The following is an 18334-nucleotide window of genomic DNA, read 5'->3' as shown; positions in this document are numbered from 1 at the left end:
CAAGTAGATATAATAGATGAAAATTTATATAATGTTATATTTACAACAGATGAGAATTTTAAATTTAATTCAATTTTAGATTTTGAAGATCCAAGAATTCCTAATTTTGGTAAATATTTTATTTCAAAAAAAAATGACAATTTAGATATTAATTTAGAAGGTAATGAAAAATATTATAAATTAATAAATTTAAATGGACTGATTGATAGCATTTTTAATCAAATACAAGGTCAATATTTTTCTTTAGAATTGAATATGCAAGAGTTAAACGCTATTGATTTTTCCAAAGGTTGTTATGTTGGTCAAGAAAATACAGCCAGAATGAGTCTAAAAGAAAAAATATCAAAAAAACTATTTCCCCTAAGTAATGAAAATAAGCTAAGTTCTGGTGAAGAAATATTCTTTAACAAAGAAATAATTGGAAAAATTGTTAGTGAGAATCCAAATTTTGCAATGATCAAAATGTCAAAGTTCAATGAATTCAATGATAAAGATCTAAAAACTCAAAAAGATATAAAAGTAAAAATTTCTAAACCAAATTGGATGAATTGAAATGGTGCGGTCAGAGAGACTTGAACTCTCACGGGAAAACCCACACGGCCCTCAACCGTGCCTGTCTACCAATTCCAGCATGACCGCTTTTTTACTGTATTCAGAATATAAAATGTGACATTAATGTTAAATATTTTTTTTTAAATAAATATTATATTTAATTATGAGTAACGAACTTAAGTTTAATTCTGAAATAGAGAGCATAACAAGCCCACTATATAAAAAAATACAAGGCGCCATCCCAGAGATTGAGTGGCCAACAATGGCTCCTTATATTTACGAAATCAATAAACTTAAAAAAGAAAAAGACGTCACAATTCTAGCTCATAACTATCAGGCGCCAGAAATTTTCTATGGTGTCGCTGATATTGTTGGAGACTCACTTGGGCTAGCGATTGATGGAGCTAAAGTAAAAACAGATAAAATTTTAATGTGCGGTGTTCATTTTATGGCTGAGACTGCAAAAATTATGTCGCCTGAAAAAAAAATTATACTTCCTGATTTATCGGCTGGTTGTTCATTAGCAGAGTCAATCACCCCTGCAGATGTAAGAAAGTTAAAAGCAGAAAACCCAGGAGTACCAGTTGTTACTTATGTCAATACATCTGCAGATGTTAAAGCTGAAACAGATATATGTTGCACATCAGCTAATGCGGTTAAAATTGTCGAGTCTCTTAATGTAGATAAAGTTATTTTTTTACCAGATGAATATTTAGCAAAATATGTAGCAAGCAAAACTCAAGTTGAAATTATTTCATGGAAAGGAAAATGTGAAGTCCATGAGAAGTTTACTGATACAGAAATTTTAGAACTAAGAAAAAAATATCCTGATTTAAAAGTAGTCTCTCATCCTGAATGTCCTCCAGATGTTATAAAAGCTTCAGACTATACTGGATCTACAGGATCGATGATTGATTATGTTAAAAATACAAAAGCTAAAGATATCTTTTTAGTCACTGAATGTTCAATGAGTGATAACATTCAAGTTGAAAACCCAAATATTAATTTTGTTAAACCATGTAACCTTTGTCCTCACATGAAAAAAATTACATTACAGAGTATTTTAAAATCATTAAAAGAAGACAATAATTTTATTGAAATTGACAATGAAATTATTTTGAAGGCTCGAGGTGCAATTGAAAAAATGATTGCTGTTGGCAGATAACATTAGTGAGTGAAAATCAAATAAAGCAATTAATCAATCTTTCAATCCAAGAAGATAAAGTACATCAAGATATTACTTCCAAATTAACAATTCCTAATAATCTAATTGTATCAGTAAACATTGTTTCAAAAGGTAATGGGATTCTATTTGGGGTAAATATAGTAAAAAAAATTTTAAAAACTATTGATAAAAAAATAAAAATTAAAATTTTTAAATCAGATGGAAAAGGAATTAAAAAAGGGAATAAAATTATAAATTTAAAAGGTAAAGGACAATCAATCCTTAAAAGTGAAAGAATAATTTTAAATTTCTTAGGTCACTTAAGTGGAGTTGCTTCCGAAACTAAAAAACTAGTTAATCAAACTAAAAAATATAAAACAAAAATTTGTTGTACGAGAAAAACGTTGCCTGGCATGCGTTACCTTCAAAAACTAGCAATAAAGGCTGGAGGTGGTTTTAATAATAGATATGATTTGGAACAGGAAATTTTCATTAAAGATAATCATCATTTAGATAAAGTAAAATTTCGAGATAAAATTATTCAAGTTATAAAAAAAAATAAAAATAAAAAAATTATTAATGCTGAAGTTGATAATCTAAATCAATTAAAACAAATTGTAGATTTAAAAATTGATAGAATTTTGCTTGATAATTTTTCAACAGTAAGTTTGAAAAAAGCTTTAAGAATAATACCTAAAACTATTCAAACAGAAGCTTCGGGTAATATTAATCCAAAAAATTTTATTCAATATGCTAGAACTGGAGTGAAACGAATATCTTTAGGTTATTTGACTCACTCAGTGAAAAATTTTGATTTTTCTCTTGAATTTTAACTAATTTCTTTTTGATAAAATTTTAGCTTGGGCAGCTGAAAGTCTAGCGATTGGTACTCTATAAGGTGAGCAAGAAACATAATTTAATCCTGCTTTCTGACAGAACATAATTGAGTCTGGATCGCCACCATGCTCACCGCAAATTCCTAATTTAATTTTTGATTTATTTCTCTTTGCATTCTTGCAAGCAAGTTCAACCAATTGTCCCACTCCATTAACATCTATGCTTACAAATGGATCAATTTTAAAAATATTATTATCTACATAATCATCTAAGAACTTACCCGCATCATCTCTACTAATACCTAGAGTAGTTTGAGTTAAATCATTTGTTCCAAAACTAAAAAAATCTGCATGCTTAGATATATCATGAGCATTAAGCGCAGCTCTTGGTAACTCAATCATCGTACCAACCATATAGTCTAGTTTTTGATTATATTTTTTTGACATCTCTTTTGCTTTACTATCTACAAGTTCTTTTAAAATTTCTAATTCTTGACCTGTGGCAACAAGTGGAATCATAATTTCTGGTAAAACTTTTATTTTTTCTTTCTTACACTGCAATACTGCTTCAAAAATTGCTTCACATTGCATCTCGTATATTTCTGGATAAGAAATGGCTAATCTACAACCTCGATGACCTAGCATTGGATTTTCTTCGTGAAGATCAGAGATTCTATCTTTAATTTCTTTTTCTGAAATTCCCAAAGAAGATGCCAAAGATGAAATTTCTTTTTCACTTTTTGGTAAAAACTCATGAAGAGGCGGATCTAATAATCTAATAGTAACGGGCAAACCTTTCATGATGGAAAAAATTTCATAAAAATCTTTCTTTTGAAAAGGTAATATTTTACCCAAAGCTTCGCTACGATCTTCTTTTGATTTTGATAAAATCATCTGTCTGACATATAAAATTCTTTCTTCGTCAAAAAACATATGTTCAGTTCTACATAAACCTATACCTTCTGCCCCAAACTCTCTTGCAACTTTTGTATCTAATGGAGTTTCGGCATTAGTTCTAACTTGCATTTTTCTAGTTTTATCAGCCCAAGACATGATTTTTGAAAAATCCCCAGAAATATCTGGTTTAATGGTTTTAACTTCACCTGACATTACCTCTCCGCTTGACCCATCTATTGTAATGATTTCACCCTCTTTAAAGACTCGATTGCCAACTTTAAATTCTTTACTTTGATAATCAATTTGAATTGTTCCTGAACCAGATACACATGGTTTACCCATTCCTCTAGCTACAACTGCCGCGTGACTTGTCATACCACCGCGACAAGTTAAGATTCCTTCTGCTGCATTCATACCGTGAATATCCTCTGGTGATGTTTCTAATCTAACAAGTATTGTTTTTTGATTTTGTGATTTCAAAGTTTCAGCATCATCAGCAGAAAAAGTAATTTTTCCAGATGCTGCTCCTGGAGAAGCTGGTAGTCCTTTTGCTATAATATCTTTCTCAGCTTTTGGATCTAGAGTTGGATGAAGCAAGGTATCTAGCATTTTAGGATCAATTCTTAATAACGCCTCATCTTTTTTAATTAAGTTTTCTTTCACCATATCTACAGCAATTTTTATTGCAGCTTTTGCAGTTCTTTTTCCAGATCGTGTTTGAAGCATCCAGAGTTTTTTATTTTCAACTGTAAACTCAATATCTTGCATGTCTTTGTAGTGTTTCTCTAATTTTTTATAAATTTGAACCAATTGCCCATAAACTTTTGGCATTGTTTCTTCCATTGATAAAGCATCTGATTTTGCTTCTAATCTTGCTTTTTTAGTAATGTTTTGTGGCGTTCTAATTCCAGCAACAACATCCTCGCCTTGAGCATTGATTAAATATTCACCATAAAAACTTTTTTCACCAGTTGATGGATTTCTTGTAAACGCAACTCCAGTTGCGCAATCATCTCCCATGTTTCCAAAAACCATTGATTGAACATTTACCGCTGTTCCCCACTCTTCTGGTATATTATTTAATTTTCTATAAGTCTTTGCTCTTTGATTTCTCCATGATTGAAAGACTGCTCCAACTGCTCCCCATAATTGTTGATATACATCTTGAGGAAAATCTTTTTTGATTTCTCTTTTAATAACATCTCTAAAGTCTTTAATTAATTTTTTCCAATCCTCTGCATCCAAATCAGTGTCTAATGTTACACCTTTGGTTAATTTATAATTTTCAATTAAATCTTCAAAATTATGATGATCAACACCAAGTACAACATTGCTATACATTTGAATAAAACGTCTATAGCTATCATACGCAAATGTTTCATTTTTAGTCTTAGCGGCTAAACCTAGAACTGTTTCATCATTTAAACCTAAGTTCAAAACCGTATCCATCATACCAGGCATTGATACTCTCGCTCCTGATCTTACAGATACTAAAAGTGGATTCTTTTTATCTCCAAATTTTTTACCGATTTTTTTTTCTACTTCTTTAATTGCAGATTTTACTTGTTTGTCTAAACCAATAGGATTTTTTCTATTTCTTTTATAAAACTCATTGCATGCTTCAGTCGTAATTGTAAATCCAGGAGGAACTGGTAAGCCAATCTTTATCATTTCCGAAAGGTTAGCGCCTTTTCCACCAAGCAAGTTTTTTAAACCTGCCTTATCTTTTTTAGGAGTTTTGCTAAAATTATAAACCCAAGTTGCCATTTTTAAGATCCATCTAATTTTGAAAAATCAGTAAATTTTTCAAAGGTTTTACATAAGAGAGTTAATAATTCTAGCCTATTTTTTCTTACCTGTTGATTATCATCGTTGACCTTTACATTATCAAAGAAATTATCCGTCATAGGTTTTAACTCTGACAATAAAGTTATGGTTTTTTCATTATCTCTTAGTCGACTGGGAGTTGTAAAATAATCTCTAGCTTCATTTAATTTAATAAGTATTTCATCTTCAGAAGGGTGTTGAAATAAAACATTATCCGGATTTCCAAAAAACTCTTCTTCTTGATTTGATTGATCTAAAATATTTTTTGATCTTTTATAAATTGAAATAACATCCTGGCCTTGGGGTTTTTTTAAACATTTTGAAAGTTCATTAATATTTTTCATAACCAAATAAAAATCATCTGATCTATTATTTTCTAAAATTGAATTGGTAACATCTAATCTTGCACCTTTATCTTTTAAATTAATTTTAAATCTTTCAATAAAAAATTGAAAAAGGTCCTCTATGATTTTTTCATTAGTTAATTGATAATTTTGAGTAAGATATAAATTCTTTGAATTATTCAATATCTCCTTTAATGACAAACTAACTTTGTTTTCTGTGATTAATCTTAAAACACTAAGGCAAGCTCTTCTTAAAGCAAAAGGATCTTTGGAGCTTGTTGGCTTTTCATCAATACCAAAAAATCCAACTAGGGTGTCTATTTTGTCAGCTATCGCAACTGCAATTGAGATCTTTTCTTTAGGAACTTTCCCACTTGGGCCAAGAGGTAAATAATGATTTTGAATAGCATTGCTTATTTCTTTACTAAAACCTTGTTCAATAGCAAAATAACTTCCAATAATTCCTTGAAGCTCAGGATATTCACCAACTAAGTCAGAAACTAAATCTGACTTACAAATCGATCCAGCAATTTCTGTATCCTCTTTATTCGCTCCAATTGAATCAGCTATAACTGATCCAAGTTGACGGATTCTTTGAGTCTTGTCATATAAAGTTCCTAACTTTTGATAGAAAACAATTGAGTTTAGTTTTGTAACTTGTTTAACTAAATTTTGTCTTTTATTTTTATCCCAAAAAAACTTAGCATCTGAAAGTCGAGCATCAATTACTTTTTCATTACCTTTGGTAATTAAATTTTTATTATCAAAATTATTAGCAACAAAAAGAAACGAGTTTATAAGTTTATCATCGAATATAGACTTCATCGGAAAGTATCTCTGATGATTGATCATTGTTAAATTTAATAATTCATCTGGCAAAACTAAATATTCGGGATCAAATTTTCCCTTTAATATTACTGGGGTCTCAACTAAGTTTGTAACCTCTTCGACTAAGTAATTATTAAGCTCAGGAGTACATTTATTTTTTTTTAATACTTTTTCTAACTCCAGTCTTATTTTTTGCTCTCTTTTTTTATGATCAATCTCAATTTTATTTTTTTCTAAATTTTTTTTATAATCTTTAAAATTTTTAATTTTAATTTCTTTGTCTTCAAAAGGCCCATTCACATAAGTAGAGTTTGATGAATTAATATGAAAAAAACTAAAATCTAAAACTTTATTATCAAGTAAACACAGTATAGACTTTAAAGGCCTTCCCCAAAAACAATCATAATCAGACCATCTCATCGACTTTTTCCAATTAATGGTTTGAAGAATTGAAGGTAATTTTTTCCTTAAAATATCAGAGGTTAATAGAGTTTTAGCTGGTAATTTTACAAAATAAAATTCTCCTTTATCTGTACTTTTTTGAATTAAATCCTCTTTTAGTGCATTTTTAGATTTCAAAAATCCTTCAAGAGCTTGATCGTTGCACCCAACCTTGGGTCCTTTCACTTCTTGAGATTCTATTTTTTGATTTAAAGTAATATTTTCAATAAAAACTACTAATCGTTTAGGAGTAGAAAAAATATCAAATCCTTTGAACTTAATATTATTTTCATTTAATTCCTTGAATATTAATTCGTGAATTTGTTTTCTAGCATGAATCTGTAAGCTGTGTGGAATTTCTTCAGAGTAAAGTTCTAGAAAAAAATCTGACATTATTGTTTTTCAATCCAGAGTTCTCCACATGCTTTTGCTAAAGTTCTAATTCTTGTAATATAGTTAGCTCTTTCAGCAACACTAATCACTCCTCTTGCATCTAACAAATTAAATAAGTGACTAGCTTTTAGACACTGGTCGTAAGCTGGTAAACAAAGTTTTTTTTCTGCTAAATCCTTTGACTCTTTTTCAACTTTATTAAACTGGTCAAATAAGCCTTCTGTATTTGCGTGTTCAAAATTATATGCTGAAAATTCTTTTTCAGCTTGTAAAAATACATCTCCGTATTTGACACCTTCATGATTCCAATCAAGATCATAAACATTATTTTTGTTTTGAATATACATACAAATTCTCTCTAAACCGTAAGTAATTTCTGATGATACAGGCTTGCACTCAAACCCTGCCATTTGTTGGAAATAAGTAAATTGAGTAATTTCCATTCCATCACACCACACTTCCCAACCTAGTCCTGATGCACCTAAAGTTGGACTTTCCCAATCATCTTCAACAAATCGAATATCATGATCTTTATAAATAATTCCAAGAGCCGTTAAGCTTTTTAAATATAACTTTTGAATATCTTCTGGCGAAGGTTTTATAATTACTTGAAACTGGTAGTAATGCTGAAGACGGTTTGGATTTTCTCCATAACGTCCATCTGTTGGCCTTCTTGATGGTTGAACATACGCTGCTTTCCAATGCTTTGGCCCGAGTGATCTTAATGTAGTTGCTGGATGAAATGTACCGGCGCCTACTTCAATATCATATGGTTGTAAAATTACGCATCCTTGATCTGACCAAAATTTTTGCAGTTTAAAAATAATTTCTTGAAAAGTTAGATAAGGAACTTTTTTTTTTAATTTTTTAACTTTAGGCTGTTTTTTAACTTTCGTTTTAACTTTTTTTTTAACTAAGTTTTTCTTTTTGATCATAGTCCAAATTTATTCCATAATGATCTTGTTTCAATTTCGTCTGCAATGTTTGAAAATTGATTTGATATTTGACTTGATAATTTTCTTTTTAACCAGCTTTCAGGTTTATCAAATTTCTTAATTACAACTTTTTTTCCAAATTTTTCTTGAATAACATCTTCCATATTACCAAGACCATCAATTAATCCTAATTCTTTAGATTGAATACCTGACCAAAATTCACCAGTAAATAATTGATCATCTTTATCAGATGAGATTTTATCTTTTCTACTATTTTTTACTAAGCTAATGAATTGTTCGTGCAAATCTAATTGTATTTTTTTTAATCTTTCTATGTCTTCTGGCTTTTCATCCATAAAAGGATCTAGAGTACTTTTATTTTTACCTGCAGTATGAACTCTTCTTTCAATACCAATTTTTTTAATAAGTTCTTTTAATCCAAATGATGAATATATAACTCCAATAGAACCTACAATCGAACTGGGGTTTGCATAAATTTCATCACCCGCACAAGCCAGCATATATCCTCCGGATGCAGCCACATCTTCAGCAAACGTTATAACCTTTACTTTTTTTTCTTCTGCCAATCTTCTGATTAACGAATAAATTAAATGAGATTGTACTGGCGATCCACCTGGTGAATTAATTGAGATTGCTACAGCAGATAGTTTTTTTTGATTAAATGCTTTTTTAATAATTTGCTCATGACTACTTAGACTCATGCCTTGCTGAAATCGTCCAACATTTCCAATAACTCCGCTTAATCTAATGTGTGCAACTTGTGGTTTTTTTGAAAAAATCATAACTATAAAAAATACTTATATTTATTGGTAATTTAATTAAAAGTGCTTATTACAACTGCGTCATTTCATTGTTAACAAATCATCATTAAATAAGCTAATAACACATATGCTTTTAAACGTATTACCTTTTAAAAAGATAAAAACTAACCCTTTTGAGGAAATTAAATCGGCATATCAAGAACAGCTGAAAAAGGTCGATGATCATATCAAGTTAAAACTATCAAGCCATGTCGAACTTGTTGGGGAGATGGCAACTCACCTAATGAGTACGGGCGGCAAAAGACTAAGGCCACTTTTAACAATATGCTCTTCTGAAATATTTAACTACAAAGGTAATAGACATATTAATTTAGCAGCTTGTGTAGAGCTTATTCATAATGCCACTTTATTACATGATGATGTAATTGATAAAAGTGAGTCTAGAAGAGGTTTTAAAACAACTAATGCAATTTGGGGAAATAAAAGTTCAATTTTAGCAGGTGATTATTTGCTTAGTCGATGTTTTGAAATGATGGTAGATGATGGATCGCAAGAAGTTTTAAAAATTTTGTCATCAGTATCGTCTGAAATCGCGCAAGGTGAAATTATGCAATTACAATTTGAAAAACAAGTTGATATGGTTGAGAAAAATTATCTAGATATTATTTCTGCAAAAACAGCATCTTTGTTTGGTGCTTCAATGCGCGTTGGTGGTTGTATCAATGATAGATCAAACAAAGAAAAAGAAGCGCTAGAATCTTATGGAAGAAATCTAGGAATTTGTTTTCAAATTACAGACGACATTCTAGATTATTCATCAAAAGAAAAGGTGTTTGGAAAAAAAATTGGAAATGATTTTTTAGAGGGTAAAATAACATTACCAATCATTTTACTATTTCAAAAATCAACCCCTAAAGAAAGAGAAGTGCTACAAAAGTATTTTTCTCAAAGTGTAAGATCTGAAAATGACTTTGAACAAACATTAAAATTAATAAATAAATATCAAATTATTGAAACTTGTAAAAAAAGAGCTGATTACTTTTCAAATGTAGCTTCTGACTCATTATCAGTTTTTGAAAAAAATTTTGTTGTAGAAAAACTACAAGAATTATCTTTTTATATTGTTAATAGACTTAATTAATTAAATATAATCCAAAATTTAAAACTGAAGCAAAGATTACCCAAAGTAAATAAGGTACCATAAGTATAAAAGATATTTTTGATCTTGGTAAATATAAAAACATTAAAATACTAATCGCTATAATTAAAAATATAATATTTATAAAAGCAGCAAAAATTAAGTGATAATAAAAAAACACAAAGCTCCATGTTAAGTTAATCACCAAATGATAAAAATAAATTTTTATAATTTTTTTTGAAAAACTTGGTTCGCTCACTTTTGTTTTTTCATAAACAATCCAAATCGCAATACTCATGAATGCATAAAGTGTTGTCCAAACAGGGGCAAAAACCCAATCAGGTGGAGAAATTGGCAAACGATTTAATGATTGGTACCAAGGATCAAGATTTATTCTTGTAACATAACCTGCAATTGATGATGAAAAAAAGGTGACTAATAATATTAAGATTAAGCTCTTATACTTTTTGATCATTAAAAACTAAAGTGCTTAGAATAATATAAAGCTAATAGACCTAAAATATGACCGTAGTAAGTTAAGTTAACAAAAACTCTAAATATAAATTTATGATCATCTTTCATTTTTAGATAATCACAAAGTACGTTACCTGGATTGTATAATACTTCTAATTTCATTAAGCCGCTTCTTCGTCGCGGTAACTATCTATAGATGGGCATGAGCAAATCAAGTTTCTATCGCCATGAACATTGTCTACTCTTGCCACAGGTGGCCAGAATTTATTGACTTTTAAATAGCTGAGCGGGAATGCTGCTTGCTCTCTTGTATACTTATGTGTCCAAGAGTCAGATGATAATTCCAAATTCGTATGAGGTGCATTTTTAAGTGGATTATCTTGTTTATCAAAAACTTCGTTTTGAACCATTTTAATTTCTTTTCTGATATTAATCATCGCATCACAAAACTTATCCATTTCTAACAAGCTTTCACTTTCAGTTGGCTCAATCATTAATGTACCAGCAACTGGCCAAGACATTGTTGGAGCATGATAACCATAATCTATTAATCTTTTAGCTATATCTTCTTCAGAGACTCCAGACTCAGCTTTTATTGGCCTAAAGTCTAAAATGCACTCATGTGCTACCAGGTTATTTTTTCCTTTGTATAAAGTTTGATAAGAACTCTCTAATTTTTTTGACATGTAATTTGCGTTTAATATTGCAACTTCAGTTGCTAATCTTAAACCTTCTGCTCCCATCATTTTGATGTACATCCATGAAATCGGTAGAATACTTGCGCTTCCCCACGGTGCTGCTGACACAGAACCCATCCCAGTTTTAGGGCCAGAATTAACAAGGGTATGATTTGGTAAAAATGGTTCTAAATGTTTTTCAACACCAATTGGTCCCATTCCAGGTCCACCGCCACCATGCGGAATACAAAAAGTTTTATGAAGATTCATGTGGCAAACATCTGGTCCAAACTTTCCAGGTTTTGCTAATCCTACTAGAGCATTTAAATTTGCTCCATCCATGTATACTTGACCACCATGTGAATGAATAACATCACAAATCTCTTTAATGTGCTCTTCAAATACCCCATGTGTTGAAGGGTAAGTAACCATTAAAGCTGCCAGTTGTTTTGAATTTTCTTCAGCTTTTTTGCTTAGATCATCAATATCAACATTACCATCTTTATCACAATTAACGACGACAACTTTCATACCTGCCATCTGTGCACTTGCTGGATTAGTTCCATGTGCTGAACTTGGTATCAAACAAATATTTCTATCTTTGTCTCCATTGTTTAAATGAAACTTTCTAATTACCATCAATCCCGCATATTCACCTTGTGCTCCTGCATTTGGTTGTAAAGATACTCCAGAAAATCCTGTAATTTCTGTTAGCATATCTTCTAGATCAGCAAACATTTTTGAATAACCCTTAGCCTGATCCAAAGGTGCAAAAGGATGAATACCGCCAAACTCTGGCCACGTTACCGGTATCATTTCAGCAACAGCATTTAATTTCATCGTGCATGATCCGAGTGCAATCATTGATCGATTTAATGCTATATCTTTATCTTCTAATTTTTTTAAATATCGAAGCATTTCTGTCTCAGAATGATAAGAATTAAAAATTTCATGAGTTAAAAATTGTGAAGTTCTTTGAAGTGAACTTTCGATTGAAGAAATATTTACTTTATCAATACTATCAATTTGTTCATTTAAACCAAAAATCTTTAAAAGATTATTTAAATCTTTAATTTCTGTTGTTTCATCAAAAGAAACTGAAAGTGCATGTTGATCTATTAATCTTAAATTGACTTTAAACTCTAAAGCTTTTGCATAAATCTCTTGTGTTTTATCTTTTGTATTTATTGTAACAGTATCAAAAAACTGATCTGATAAAATTTCAAATTTTGTTTTTACAATATCTGCAAATGCATTTGCAAATTTTGCCGTTCTTTCTCCGATATGTTTTATACCATCTGGACCATGATAAATTCCATATGCTGCTGCCATTATTGATAATAATGCTTGAGCTGTGCAAATATTACTTGTCGCTTTTTCTCGTCTAATATGTTGCTCTCTTGTTTGAAGAGCCATTCTCAAAGCTTGATCATTATTTCTATCTTTTGATACACCAATTAATCTTCCTGGCATCGCTCGTTTAAATTCATCTTTAGTTGCAAAAAATGCTGCATGAGGACCACCGTAACCCATAGGAACACCAAAACGTTGAGAATTACCTACAACAATATCTGCACCCATCTCTCCAGGCGGTTTTAATAATGTTAAAGCTAATAAATCTGTTACTAGAATAGCTTTTCCATTTTTATCTTGAGTTTTTTTAATAAAAGTTTCCGCTCCGTTTATTTCTCCATAAGTATTAGGATATTGATAAATTGAGCAAAGCAAATCTCCTTCTACTTTATCGATATTGTCATCATCTCCAATTATAACGTCGAGATTAAAAGGTTCTGCTCTTGTTTTAACAACATCAATAGTTTGAGGATTGCAATTTTTAGATATAAAGATTTTGTGAAGTTTACTCTTATCTACTCTTTGACAAAGCGCTACAGCTTCGGCGGCCGCAGTTCCCTCATCCAATAGTGAAGCGTTCGCGATATCCATGCCCGTAAGGTCAGTAACCATCTGTTGGAAATTTAATAACATCTCTAATCTTCCTTGAGCTACTTCGGGTTGATATGGAGTGTAAGATGTATACCAACCTGGGTTTTCTAATAAATTTCTTAAAATTACATTTGGCGTATAGGTTCCGTAATAACCCATACCAATAAAGCTTTTAAAAATCTTGTTTTGACTAGCGATTTGCTTCAATTGTTGAAGCGCTGCATTTTCAGAAATGGGTGAATCGATATTTAAAGCACTGTTTTCTAAAATTTTTTCAGGAACAATTTTTTTAATAAATTCATCTAAAGAGTTAAAACCCAAATAAGATAACATCTTATTTTGATCCGAAGATGATGGGCCAATATGTCTTCTAATAAATTCTTTGTTCCTGTTATCTGTCATTAAGCATTCTCCGTTACAAATTTGTCATAATCATCTTTACTCATCAATTCATTGATTTGTTCAGGATTAGTCACCTTTACTTTAAAAAACCATCCGTTTCCTTCTGGATCTTGATTTACAAGAGAAGGGTCAGAAACTATTGCTTCATTACTTTCTGTAACTTCGCCAGCAATCGGTGAATAAACATCACTTGCTGCTTTTACAGACTCTACAACTGCAGCCTCTCCTCCAGCTTCAAATGTTTTTCCTTTATCTGGAACCTCAGTAAACACAATATCTCCTAATTGCTCAGTTGCATGTTTTGTTATTCCAATCGTTGCTGTATCTCCATCTAGTTCAACCCACTCATGTTTTTTTGAATATTTTTTTTCAGCCATAACTTTCCTTTCTATTTTACGTAACTTTTTTTATAAAAAGGCATCTTAAAAATTTTTGCAGCATGCCTTTTTCCCCTCACCTCTAATTCTAAATCTTCTCCTTCATTAGAAAATTCTTTCAATACATAACCCATTGCAACAGGCCCATTTACACTTGGTCCAAATCCACCACTTGTTATAATTCCTATTTCTTTATCACCTTTAAAAACTTTTGAACCTTCTCTTGCAATTGTTTTTTCAGGTTTGATACCTACTCTCTTTTTTAAAGCACCATTCTTGATTTGATCTTTTATAATTGAAGCGCCTAAAAAATTTCCTTCTTCTTTATTTTTTTTGGATAGTGCCCAAATTAAACTAGCTTCTACAGGTGTAGTTTTGGTATCTAGATCATGGCCATATAAACATAGACCAGCTTCTAATCTTAAAGAGTCTCTTGCTCCTAAACCAATAAGCTTAACATTTTGATCTTCTAATAATGTTTTGCAAAATTTTTCAGCTAAAGAATTTTTTATCGATACTTCAAAACCATCTTCTCCTGTATAGCCTGAGCGCGTGACATAAATATCTTCATTATTTAATTTAAACTGTGATCCGTTCATAAAAGTTAGAGCTGAAACTCCAGGAACGATATTATCTAAAATTTCAACAGCTTTAGGACCTTGTATTGCAATTAAAGATAAGTCTTCATGTAATTTAGTTTTTGAAGGATCAATAACTTCGTGAATTCTTTTAATATCGTGATGTTTGCAAGCCGCATTAAGAACTATATTTAGTCCATCCTCAACTTTCGTGACAATTAAATCATCATCAATACCACCATCTTTGTTCATCAACACAGTGTACTTGGATTGGTTGTTATTTAATGATTTTAAATCAATAGGAACTATTTTTTCTAAAGGCAAATACTCTTCTTCAGTTCCATAGATTGAGAATTGCCCCATATGGGAAACATCAAAAATTCCAGCATTAGCTCTTACATGTAAGTGCTCTTTCATAATGCCTTCAGGATATTGCACTGGCATTTGGTATCCCGCAAATGGAACCATCTTTCCGCCAACGGATACATGAAAATCGTAAAGCGCTGTTTTTAAATCTGTAATTTTTTCTGCGTTTTGACTCATTAATAAACTCTGTTCATGTGCCCGTCTGTCGATTTACCTGAGAGATTTGCTCCTTCGGTGGGACTTCAATCCGCTTTCCAGAGTTTATTTTATATACGGTCCATTTACCTGAGAGTTTCCTGGGCTTTGCTCCTTCGGTGCTGATTTAACAGACTCTCCCGCACATAAAGTTACTTATCAATTCAAAACAATAACTACAATGAACCATTAGTTGTATCAAGTATAACTGTTGGTCATATCTGGCTAGATTATATCAGGTTTTTGCACTTATATTTACAATGTCTCTTAATTAGTCCCAAAATTGTAATTTTCTATCATAGAGCATGATGCGACTAAGAATTATGATTCTAAATTCTAATTTTCGGATGTATTCAGATTTTTTTATAGTTATTTTTTTTTTCCCCGTTTCTTATGAAAATAGCTTTCGTATATGAAAAGCTTTTTAATTACTTTTGCTGAGCATCAAACAGATCAACGAATCTTTAAAATTAATAATGTTAGGATATCGATTTTTTATTTCTTGAATTCCTTTAATTAATTCTTTTTCACTAAATTCAAGAAGTATAGAAATATACCTTTTTCTAATCATGTCTAAATATAATTTTTGTTTAATCTTAACTTTAAAATTAAAAACATTATCCTTAATGTTGTTAAAATTTGTTGAAATTTTTTTTCTTATTTTTGAGTCTTTCTTGTAAGATATTTGCAATTTTTTCTGCATCTTATTAAATGTAGGAATTTGACTTTGTTTCTCATTTATTGAAAAGATCATTAATTTTCCATTCTCACTTAATGTATTGTGACAATACTTTGTTAATTTTAAAATTTTATTTAATGGAAAAAAATGAATGGTTTGTTTTATAATTATTAAATCAAATTTTTTTTTGTTAGTTTTTAAAAATTTAAAAGCATCAGTTTTCTTAAATATGAAGTTTCGATCTTTATTCCTGTGGTTAACTAGATCGACACCAACTGGTTTATTTTTTAATTTTAATTTAGTTTTTATTTTTCCTAGAATTTTACCTCTTCCGCAACCTATATCTAATATATGTGAATCTTTATTAAGTTTTTTGTTTTTAATTAAAAATTTAATAAAACTTTCAATATATTCTTTTGAAGAAAGCCATGTTCTATTATCCCAATTTTTAAGATGAGGCATAATTTAATTTAAATTAATATAATTTTAATTAAAATAAAGTATTACTGTTTAATGTTAAAAAAACTTCATATTTTTCTGGGCGCAACAGTTGCTGATGCAGCCGCTAGGCCATTGCACTGGGTATATGATGAGAAAAAATTAAAATCTTATTTAAAAAATAAAAAAGAAGTAGCATTTTTAAAAAATAACAAATGTCCTTTTTATTCAATAAATACTGGAGAAGTATCGGGATATAATGATGTGGGCCAAGTTATGTTTAAAACGCTCATAGAAAATAATAATAACAAAACATTAGTTAATAATTTTAAAAAAAATATAATAAAAAATTTTGGCCAGGGTTCAGATTATTGGAAAAATTTAAAGTTTAGAAAAAAATATAAAAAAATTAAATGGAAAAAACCTGTTCAGGGTCCTTGGATACATCAAAATATAATGGAGACGGTACAAAATATTAAATTAAAAAAAAAAATTACAGGTGGAAAAAAAGTAAATGAGTCTGATGGTTTTTGTGCAACTCTGCCGTACTACTTACAAAATCAATCAATGACTAAAAATAAACTAATAATTAAAACTGTCTCAAATAATAAGCTGAGTGTAAAATTTGCTTTAGCAAAATTAGAAATCATAAATTTTGCAGATCAAAAATACAAAAATCCTGTAAATTTTTTTTTAAAAAAATATAAAAATAATAGTTATTTTAAAGAAGTTGTAGAAAATATTAAAAAAGTTAAAAAGAATAAAAATAAGCCTCATACTTTTGTTGTTAAAAAATTTGGCAAAGCATGTAGTTACCCTGGGACATTTAATGGGTCTATTCATGCAATTATGACTTCTAGTAGCTTTAAGAGTGCTATCAACAAAACTATTAAAGCGGGTGGGTGTAATTGTTCTAGGGCAAATTTTGTTGGCGCTTATTTTTCAGCCTTAAAAGGTCTTAAAAATATCCCAAAAAAATGGATTTTAAAAACCAAACCTGCAAAAGAAATTTTGAGAAATATATCTAAATATCAAAGCATTTGCTGATAAAAATAAAATTTATTTTTTTATAAATCTAAATATTACGATTAGAAAATTAGGATCTGTCTATTTTTTCAGATAATAATTTAGCATTAATCCAAGCATTTTCAGCTCTTCCACCTGTAAACCAATCACCAGTAATGCCAATATATTTTTTATCATCCCAAAAAACTTCAGAAGATTGATTTTCAGAAAAAGCATATAGCCAACCGTGAACATTTTTATGAATCACTTCAGATTCATCAATTTTAAAAATATCTAAAAATTCACTCAAAATTTCATTTAAGATATACTCTTTGTTTTCCCTGTATCTTTTAAAGTTCGCAAAACCATACTCTTCAGTAGTTTGGAGAGTTAACAACGTAAGATCCTTATTATTTAAATCTCTTAATTTGGAACTTTCATTTGCGCACCAAGATATAATCTTATTATTTTTAATTACATAACCTGAATGTTTAAAAATTGGAGATTCTTTTAAAGCTAGCATGACAGTAAAACATGGTTTCATAAAATTTTCTTTTATCTCAAATTTTAAATCTAAATCTTTTATTAAAATATTCGTTTGTTCTTGAGGAAGTGTTAAAATAATTTTTTTTGCAAGGTACTCATTTGAACTATCGTCAATCAGTTTCCAATGATCATTTTGATACTCAATTCTTTCAATCCTAGTTTTAAAATGACATTGATCTAAATTGATATTTGATTTTACAAAATCATTATTACCGGTGATACCAATCAATTTTTCAGACGGAGGTAAAACAGAGACTTTCCCGTCAATCTCAACAAAATCTCCATCCCATTGCTTAACACTTTTATTTAATTTTAAAAATTCTGAAAAGTTTTTATCTTTAGGAGAAATATATTGAAGACCATGATCAAACACTCCAATATCATCTACTTTCCTTGTAGAAGATCTACCTCCTGGTCCTCTAGCCTTTTCAAAAACTTTAATATCTTTTTCATTTAAATAATAACAAAGTGTAGAGGTAGAAAATCCAGCTCCTAATATTGCAATATTATTCATA

The 18334-nt window shown here is 29.9% G+C and carries 16 protein-coding genes, 1 tRNA gene and 1 riboswitch; of the genes, 5 read left to right on the top strand and 12 right to left on the bottom strand.

All coding sequences use genetic code 11. The annotated features are described in order from the left end of the window. Positions 1–552 (top strand): CAF17-like 4Fe-4S cluster assembly/insertion protein YgfZ (gene ygfZ / locus ACTTAT_RS03685; RefSeq protein ID WP_440679722.1); only part of this gene is annotated, 552 nt, incomplete at its 5' end. Positions 553–554: 2 nt separating this feature from the next. Here ygfZ and ACTTAT_RS03680 read toward each other — a convergent pair. Continuing rightward, positions 555–639 (bottom strand) — tRNA-Leu (locus tag ACTTAT_RS03680). Positions 640–715: 76 nt separating this feature from the next. On the opposite strand from ACTTAT_RS03680, the gene nadA reads away from it, so the two are divergent. After that, positions 716–1717: a quinolinate synthase NadA gene (gene nadA, locus ACTTAT_RS03675; protein ID WP_440679721.1), complete on the top strand. Its 1002-nt coding sequence runs from the start codon at positions 716–718 to the stop codon at positions 1715–1717. 5 nt (positions 1718–1722) lie between these two features. Next, complete coding sequence (gene nadC, locus ACTTAT_RS03670; protein ID WP_440679720.1) at positions 1723–2550, top strand: carboxylating nicotinate-nucleotide diphosphorylase; 828 nt, start codon at positions 1723–1725, stop codon at positions 2548–2550. On the opposite strand, the gene ppdK is transcribed toward nadC, so the two are convergent. Genes ppdK through ACTTAT_RS03650 form a run of 4 tightly spaced genes read right to left on the bottom strand, consistent with a single transcriptional unit; the run spans position 2551 to position 9021 of the window. Continuing rightward, positions 2551–5217, bottom strand: a complete 2667-nt coding sequence (ppdK, locus tag ACTTAT_RS03665) for a pyruvate, phosphate dikinase (RefSeq protein WP_440679719.1) — start codon at positions 5215–5217, stop codon at positions 2551–2553. It abuts the gene before it with no gap. 2 nt (positions 5218–5219) lie between these two features. Then, positions 5220–7283, bottom strand: a complete 2064-nt coding sequence (gene glyS, locus ACTTAT_RS03660) for a glycine--tRNA ligase subunit beta (protein ID WP_440679718.1) — start codon at positions 7281–7283, stop codon at positions 5220–5222. After that, the gene (locus tag ACTTAT_RS03655; RefSeq protein WP_440679716.1) at positions 7283–8218 is read right to left on the bottom strand and encodes a glycine--tRNA ligase subunit alpha; all 936 of its coding nucleotides are present in this window, start codon (positions 8216–8218) and stop codon (positions 7283–7285) included. The genes glyS and ACTTAT_RS03655 overlap by 1 nt, the downstream gene beginning before the upstream one ends. Then, positions 8215–9021 carry a S49 family peptidase gene (locus ACTTAT_RS03650; RefSeq protein ID WP_440679715.1) on the bottom strand — a complete coding sequence of 269 codons (807 nt, stop codon included), beginning with the start codon at positions 9019–9021 and terminating at the stop codon, positions 8215–8217. Before ACTTAT_RS03650 ends, ACTTAT_RS03655 begins: the two co-directional genes overlap by 4 nt. Positions 9022–9127: 106 nt before the next feature. Here ACTTAT_RS03650 and ACTTAT_RS03645 point away from each other — a divergent pair, with 106 nt between their 5' ends. Next, on the top strand, positions 9128–10141 hold the full coding sequence (locus tag ACTTAT_RS03645; protein ID WP_440679714.1) for a polyprenyl synthetase family protein: 1014 nt from the start codon (positions 9128–9130) through the stop codon (positions 10139–10141). Here ACTTAT_RS03645 and ACTTAT_RS03640 read toward each other — a convergent pair. The 6 genes from ACTTAT_RS03640 to ACTTAT_RS03615 form a co-directional block, all read right to left on the bottom strand. Further along, entirely contained in the window at positions 10134–10613 is a 480-nt protein-coding gene (locus ACTTAT_RS03640) for a TspO/MBR family protein (protein ID WP_440679713.1), read from the bottom strand. The two genes, ACTTAT_RS03645 and ACTTAT_RS03640, sit on opposite strands and share 8 nt — an antisense overlap. Next, a complete protein-coding gene (locus tag ACTTAT_RS03635) occupies positions 10613–10774 on the bottom strand; it encodes a hypothetical protein (RefSeq protein WP_440679712.1) in 162 nt (53 codons plus the stop codon). Before ACTTAT_RS03635 ends, ACTTAT_RS03640 begins: the two co-directional genes overlap by 1 nt. After that, positions 10774–13635, bottom strand: coding sequence for an aminomethyl-transferring glycine dehydrogenase (gcvP, locus tag ACTTAT_RS03630; RefSeq protein ID WP_440679711.1), 2862 nt, complete (start codon positions 13633–13635; stop codon positions 10774–10776). Before gcvP ends, ACTTAT_RS03635 begins: the two co-directional genes overlap by 1 nt. Next, the gene (gene gcvH, locus ACTTAT_RS03625; RefSeq protein ID WP_440679710.1) at positions 13635–14012 is read right to left on the bottom strand and encodes a glycine cleavage system protein GcvH; all 378 of its coding nucleotides are present in this window, start codon (positions 14010–14012) and stop codon (positions 13635–13637) included. Before gcvH ends, gcvP begins: the two co-directional genes overlap by 1 nt. A gap of 11 nt (positions 14013–14023) precedes the next feature. Further along, positions 14024–15133, bottom strand: coding sequence for a glycine cleavage system aminomethyltransferase GcvT (gcvT, locus tag ACTTAT_RS03620; protein ID WP_440679709.1), 1110 nt, complete (start codon positions 15131–15133; stop codon positions 14024–14026). 86 nt (positions 15134–15219) lie between these two features. Beyond that, positions 15220–15304, bottom strand: a riboswitch (glycine riboswitch). Between the two features lie 271 nt (positions 15305–15575). After that, the gene (locus ACTTAT_RS03615; RefSeq protein ID WP_440679708.1) at positions 15576–16292 is read right to left on the bottom strand and encodes a methyltransferase domain-containing protein; all 717 of its coding nucleotides are present in this window, start codon (positions 16290–16292) and stop codon (positions 15576–15578) included. A 51-nt stretch (positions 16293–16343) separates the two neighbouring features. Between ACTTAT_RS03615 and ACTTAT_RS03610 the strand changes: the two genes are divergently transcribed. Further along, positions 16344–17315: an ADP-ribosylglycohydrolase family protein gene (locus ACTTAT_RS03610; protein ID WP_440679707.1), complete on the top strand. Its 972-nt coding sequence runs from the start codon at positions 16344–16346 to the stop codon at positions 17313–17315. Positions 17316–17364: 49 nt separating this feature from the next. Here ACTTAT_RS03610 and ACTTAT_RS03605 read toward each other — a convergent pair whose 3' ends face one another. Continuing rightward, positions 17365–18333 (bottom strand): NAD(P)/FAD-dependent oxidoreductase, encoded by a 969-nt coding sequence (locus ACTTAT_RS03605; RefSeq protein ID WP_440679706.1) that lies wholly within the window; start codon positions 18331–18333, stop codon positions 17365–17367. Position 18334: the final 1 nt, after the last annotated feature.

The sequence above is a fragment of the Candidatus Pelagibacter sp. HIMB1517 genome (genome assembly GCF_052047895.1).
Classification (GTDB): domain Bacteria; phylum Pseudomonadota; class Alphaproteobacteria; order Pelagibacterales; family Pelagibacteraceae; genus HIMB114.
This window is presented reverse-complemented; position numbering and strand designations above follow the sequence as displayed.

Coding starts and splice junctions, on each gene's coding strand:
- ACTTAT_RS03655 (WP_440679716.1), bottom strand. CDS start 8,218: ATGATCAAAAAGAAAAACTTAGTTAAAAAAAAAGTTAAAACGAAAGTT.
- gcvT (WP_440679709.1), bottom strand. CDS start 15,133: ATGAGTCAAAACGCAGAAAAAATTACAGATTTAAAAACAGCGCTTTAC.
- ACTTAT_RS03645 (WP_440679714.1), top strand. CDS start 9,128: ATGCTTTTAAACGTATTACCTTTTAAAAAGATAAAAACTAACCCTTTT.
- ppdK (WP_440679719.1), bottom strand. CDS start 5,217: ATGGCAACTTGGGTTTATAATTTTAGCAAAACTCCTAAAAAAGATAAG.
- ACTTAT_RS03650 (WP_440679715.1), bottom strand. CDS start 9,021: ATGATTTTTTCAAAAAAACCACAAGTTGCACACATTAGATTAAGCGGA.
- ACTTAT_RS03615 (WP_440679708.1), bottom strand. CDS start 16,292: ATGCCTCATCTTAAAAATTGGGATAATAGAACATGGCTTTCTTCAAAA.
- ACTTAT_RS03610 (WP_440679707.1), top strand. CDS start 16,344: ATGTTAAAAAAACTTCATATTTTTCTGGGCGCAACAGTTGCTGATGCA.
- ACTTAT_RS03605 (WP_440679706.1), bottom strand. CDS start 18,333: ATGAATAATATTGCAATATTAGGAGCTGGATTTTCTACCTCTACACTT.
- nadA (WP_440679721.1), top strand. CDS start 716: ATGAGTAACGAACTTAAGTTTAATTCTGAAATAGAGAGCATAACAAGC.
- ACTTAT_RS03635 (WP_440679712.1), bottom strand. CDS start 10,774: ATGAAATTAGAAGTATTATACAATCCAGGTAACGTACTTTGTGATTAT.
- ACTTAT_RS03640 (WP_440679713.1), bottom strand. CDS start 10,613: ATGATCAAAAAGTATAAGAGCTTAATCTTAATATTATTAGTCACCTTT.
- glyS (WP_440679718.1), bottom strand. CDS start 7,283: ATGTCAGATTTTTTTCTAGAACTTTACTCTGAAGAAATTCCACACAGC.
- gcvH (WP_440679710.1), bottom strand. CDS start 14,012: ATGGCTGAAAAAAAATATTCAAAAAAACATGAGTGGGTTGAACTAGAT.
- gcvP (WP_440679711.1), bottom strand. CDS start 13,635: ATGACAGATAACAGGAACAAAGAATTTATTAGAAGACATATTGGCCCA.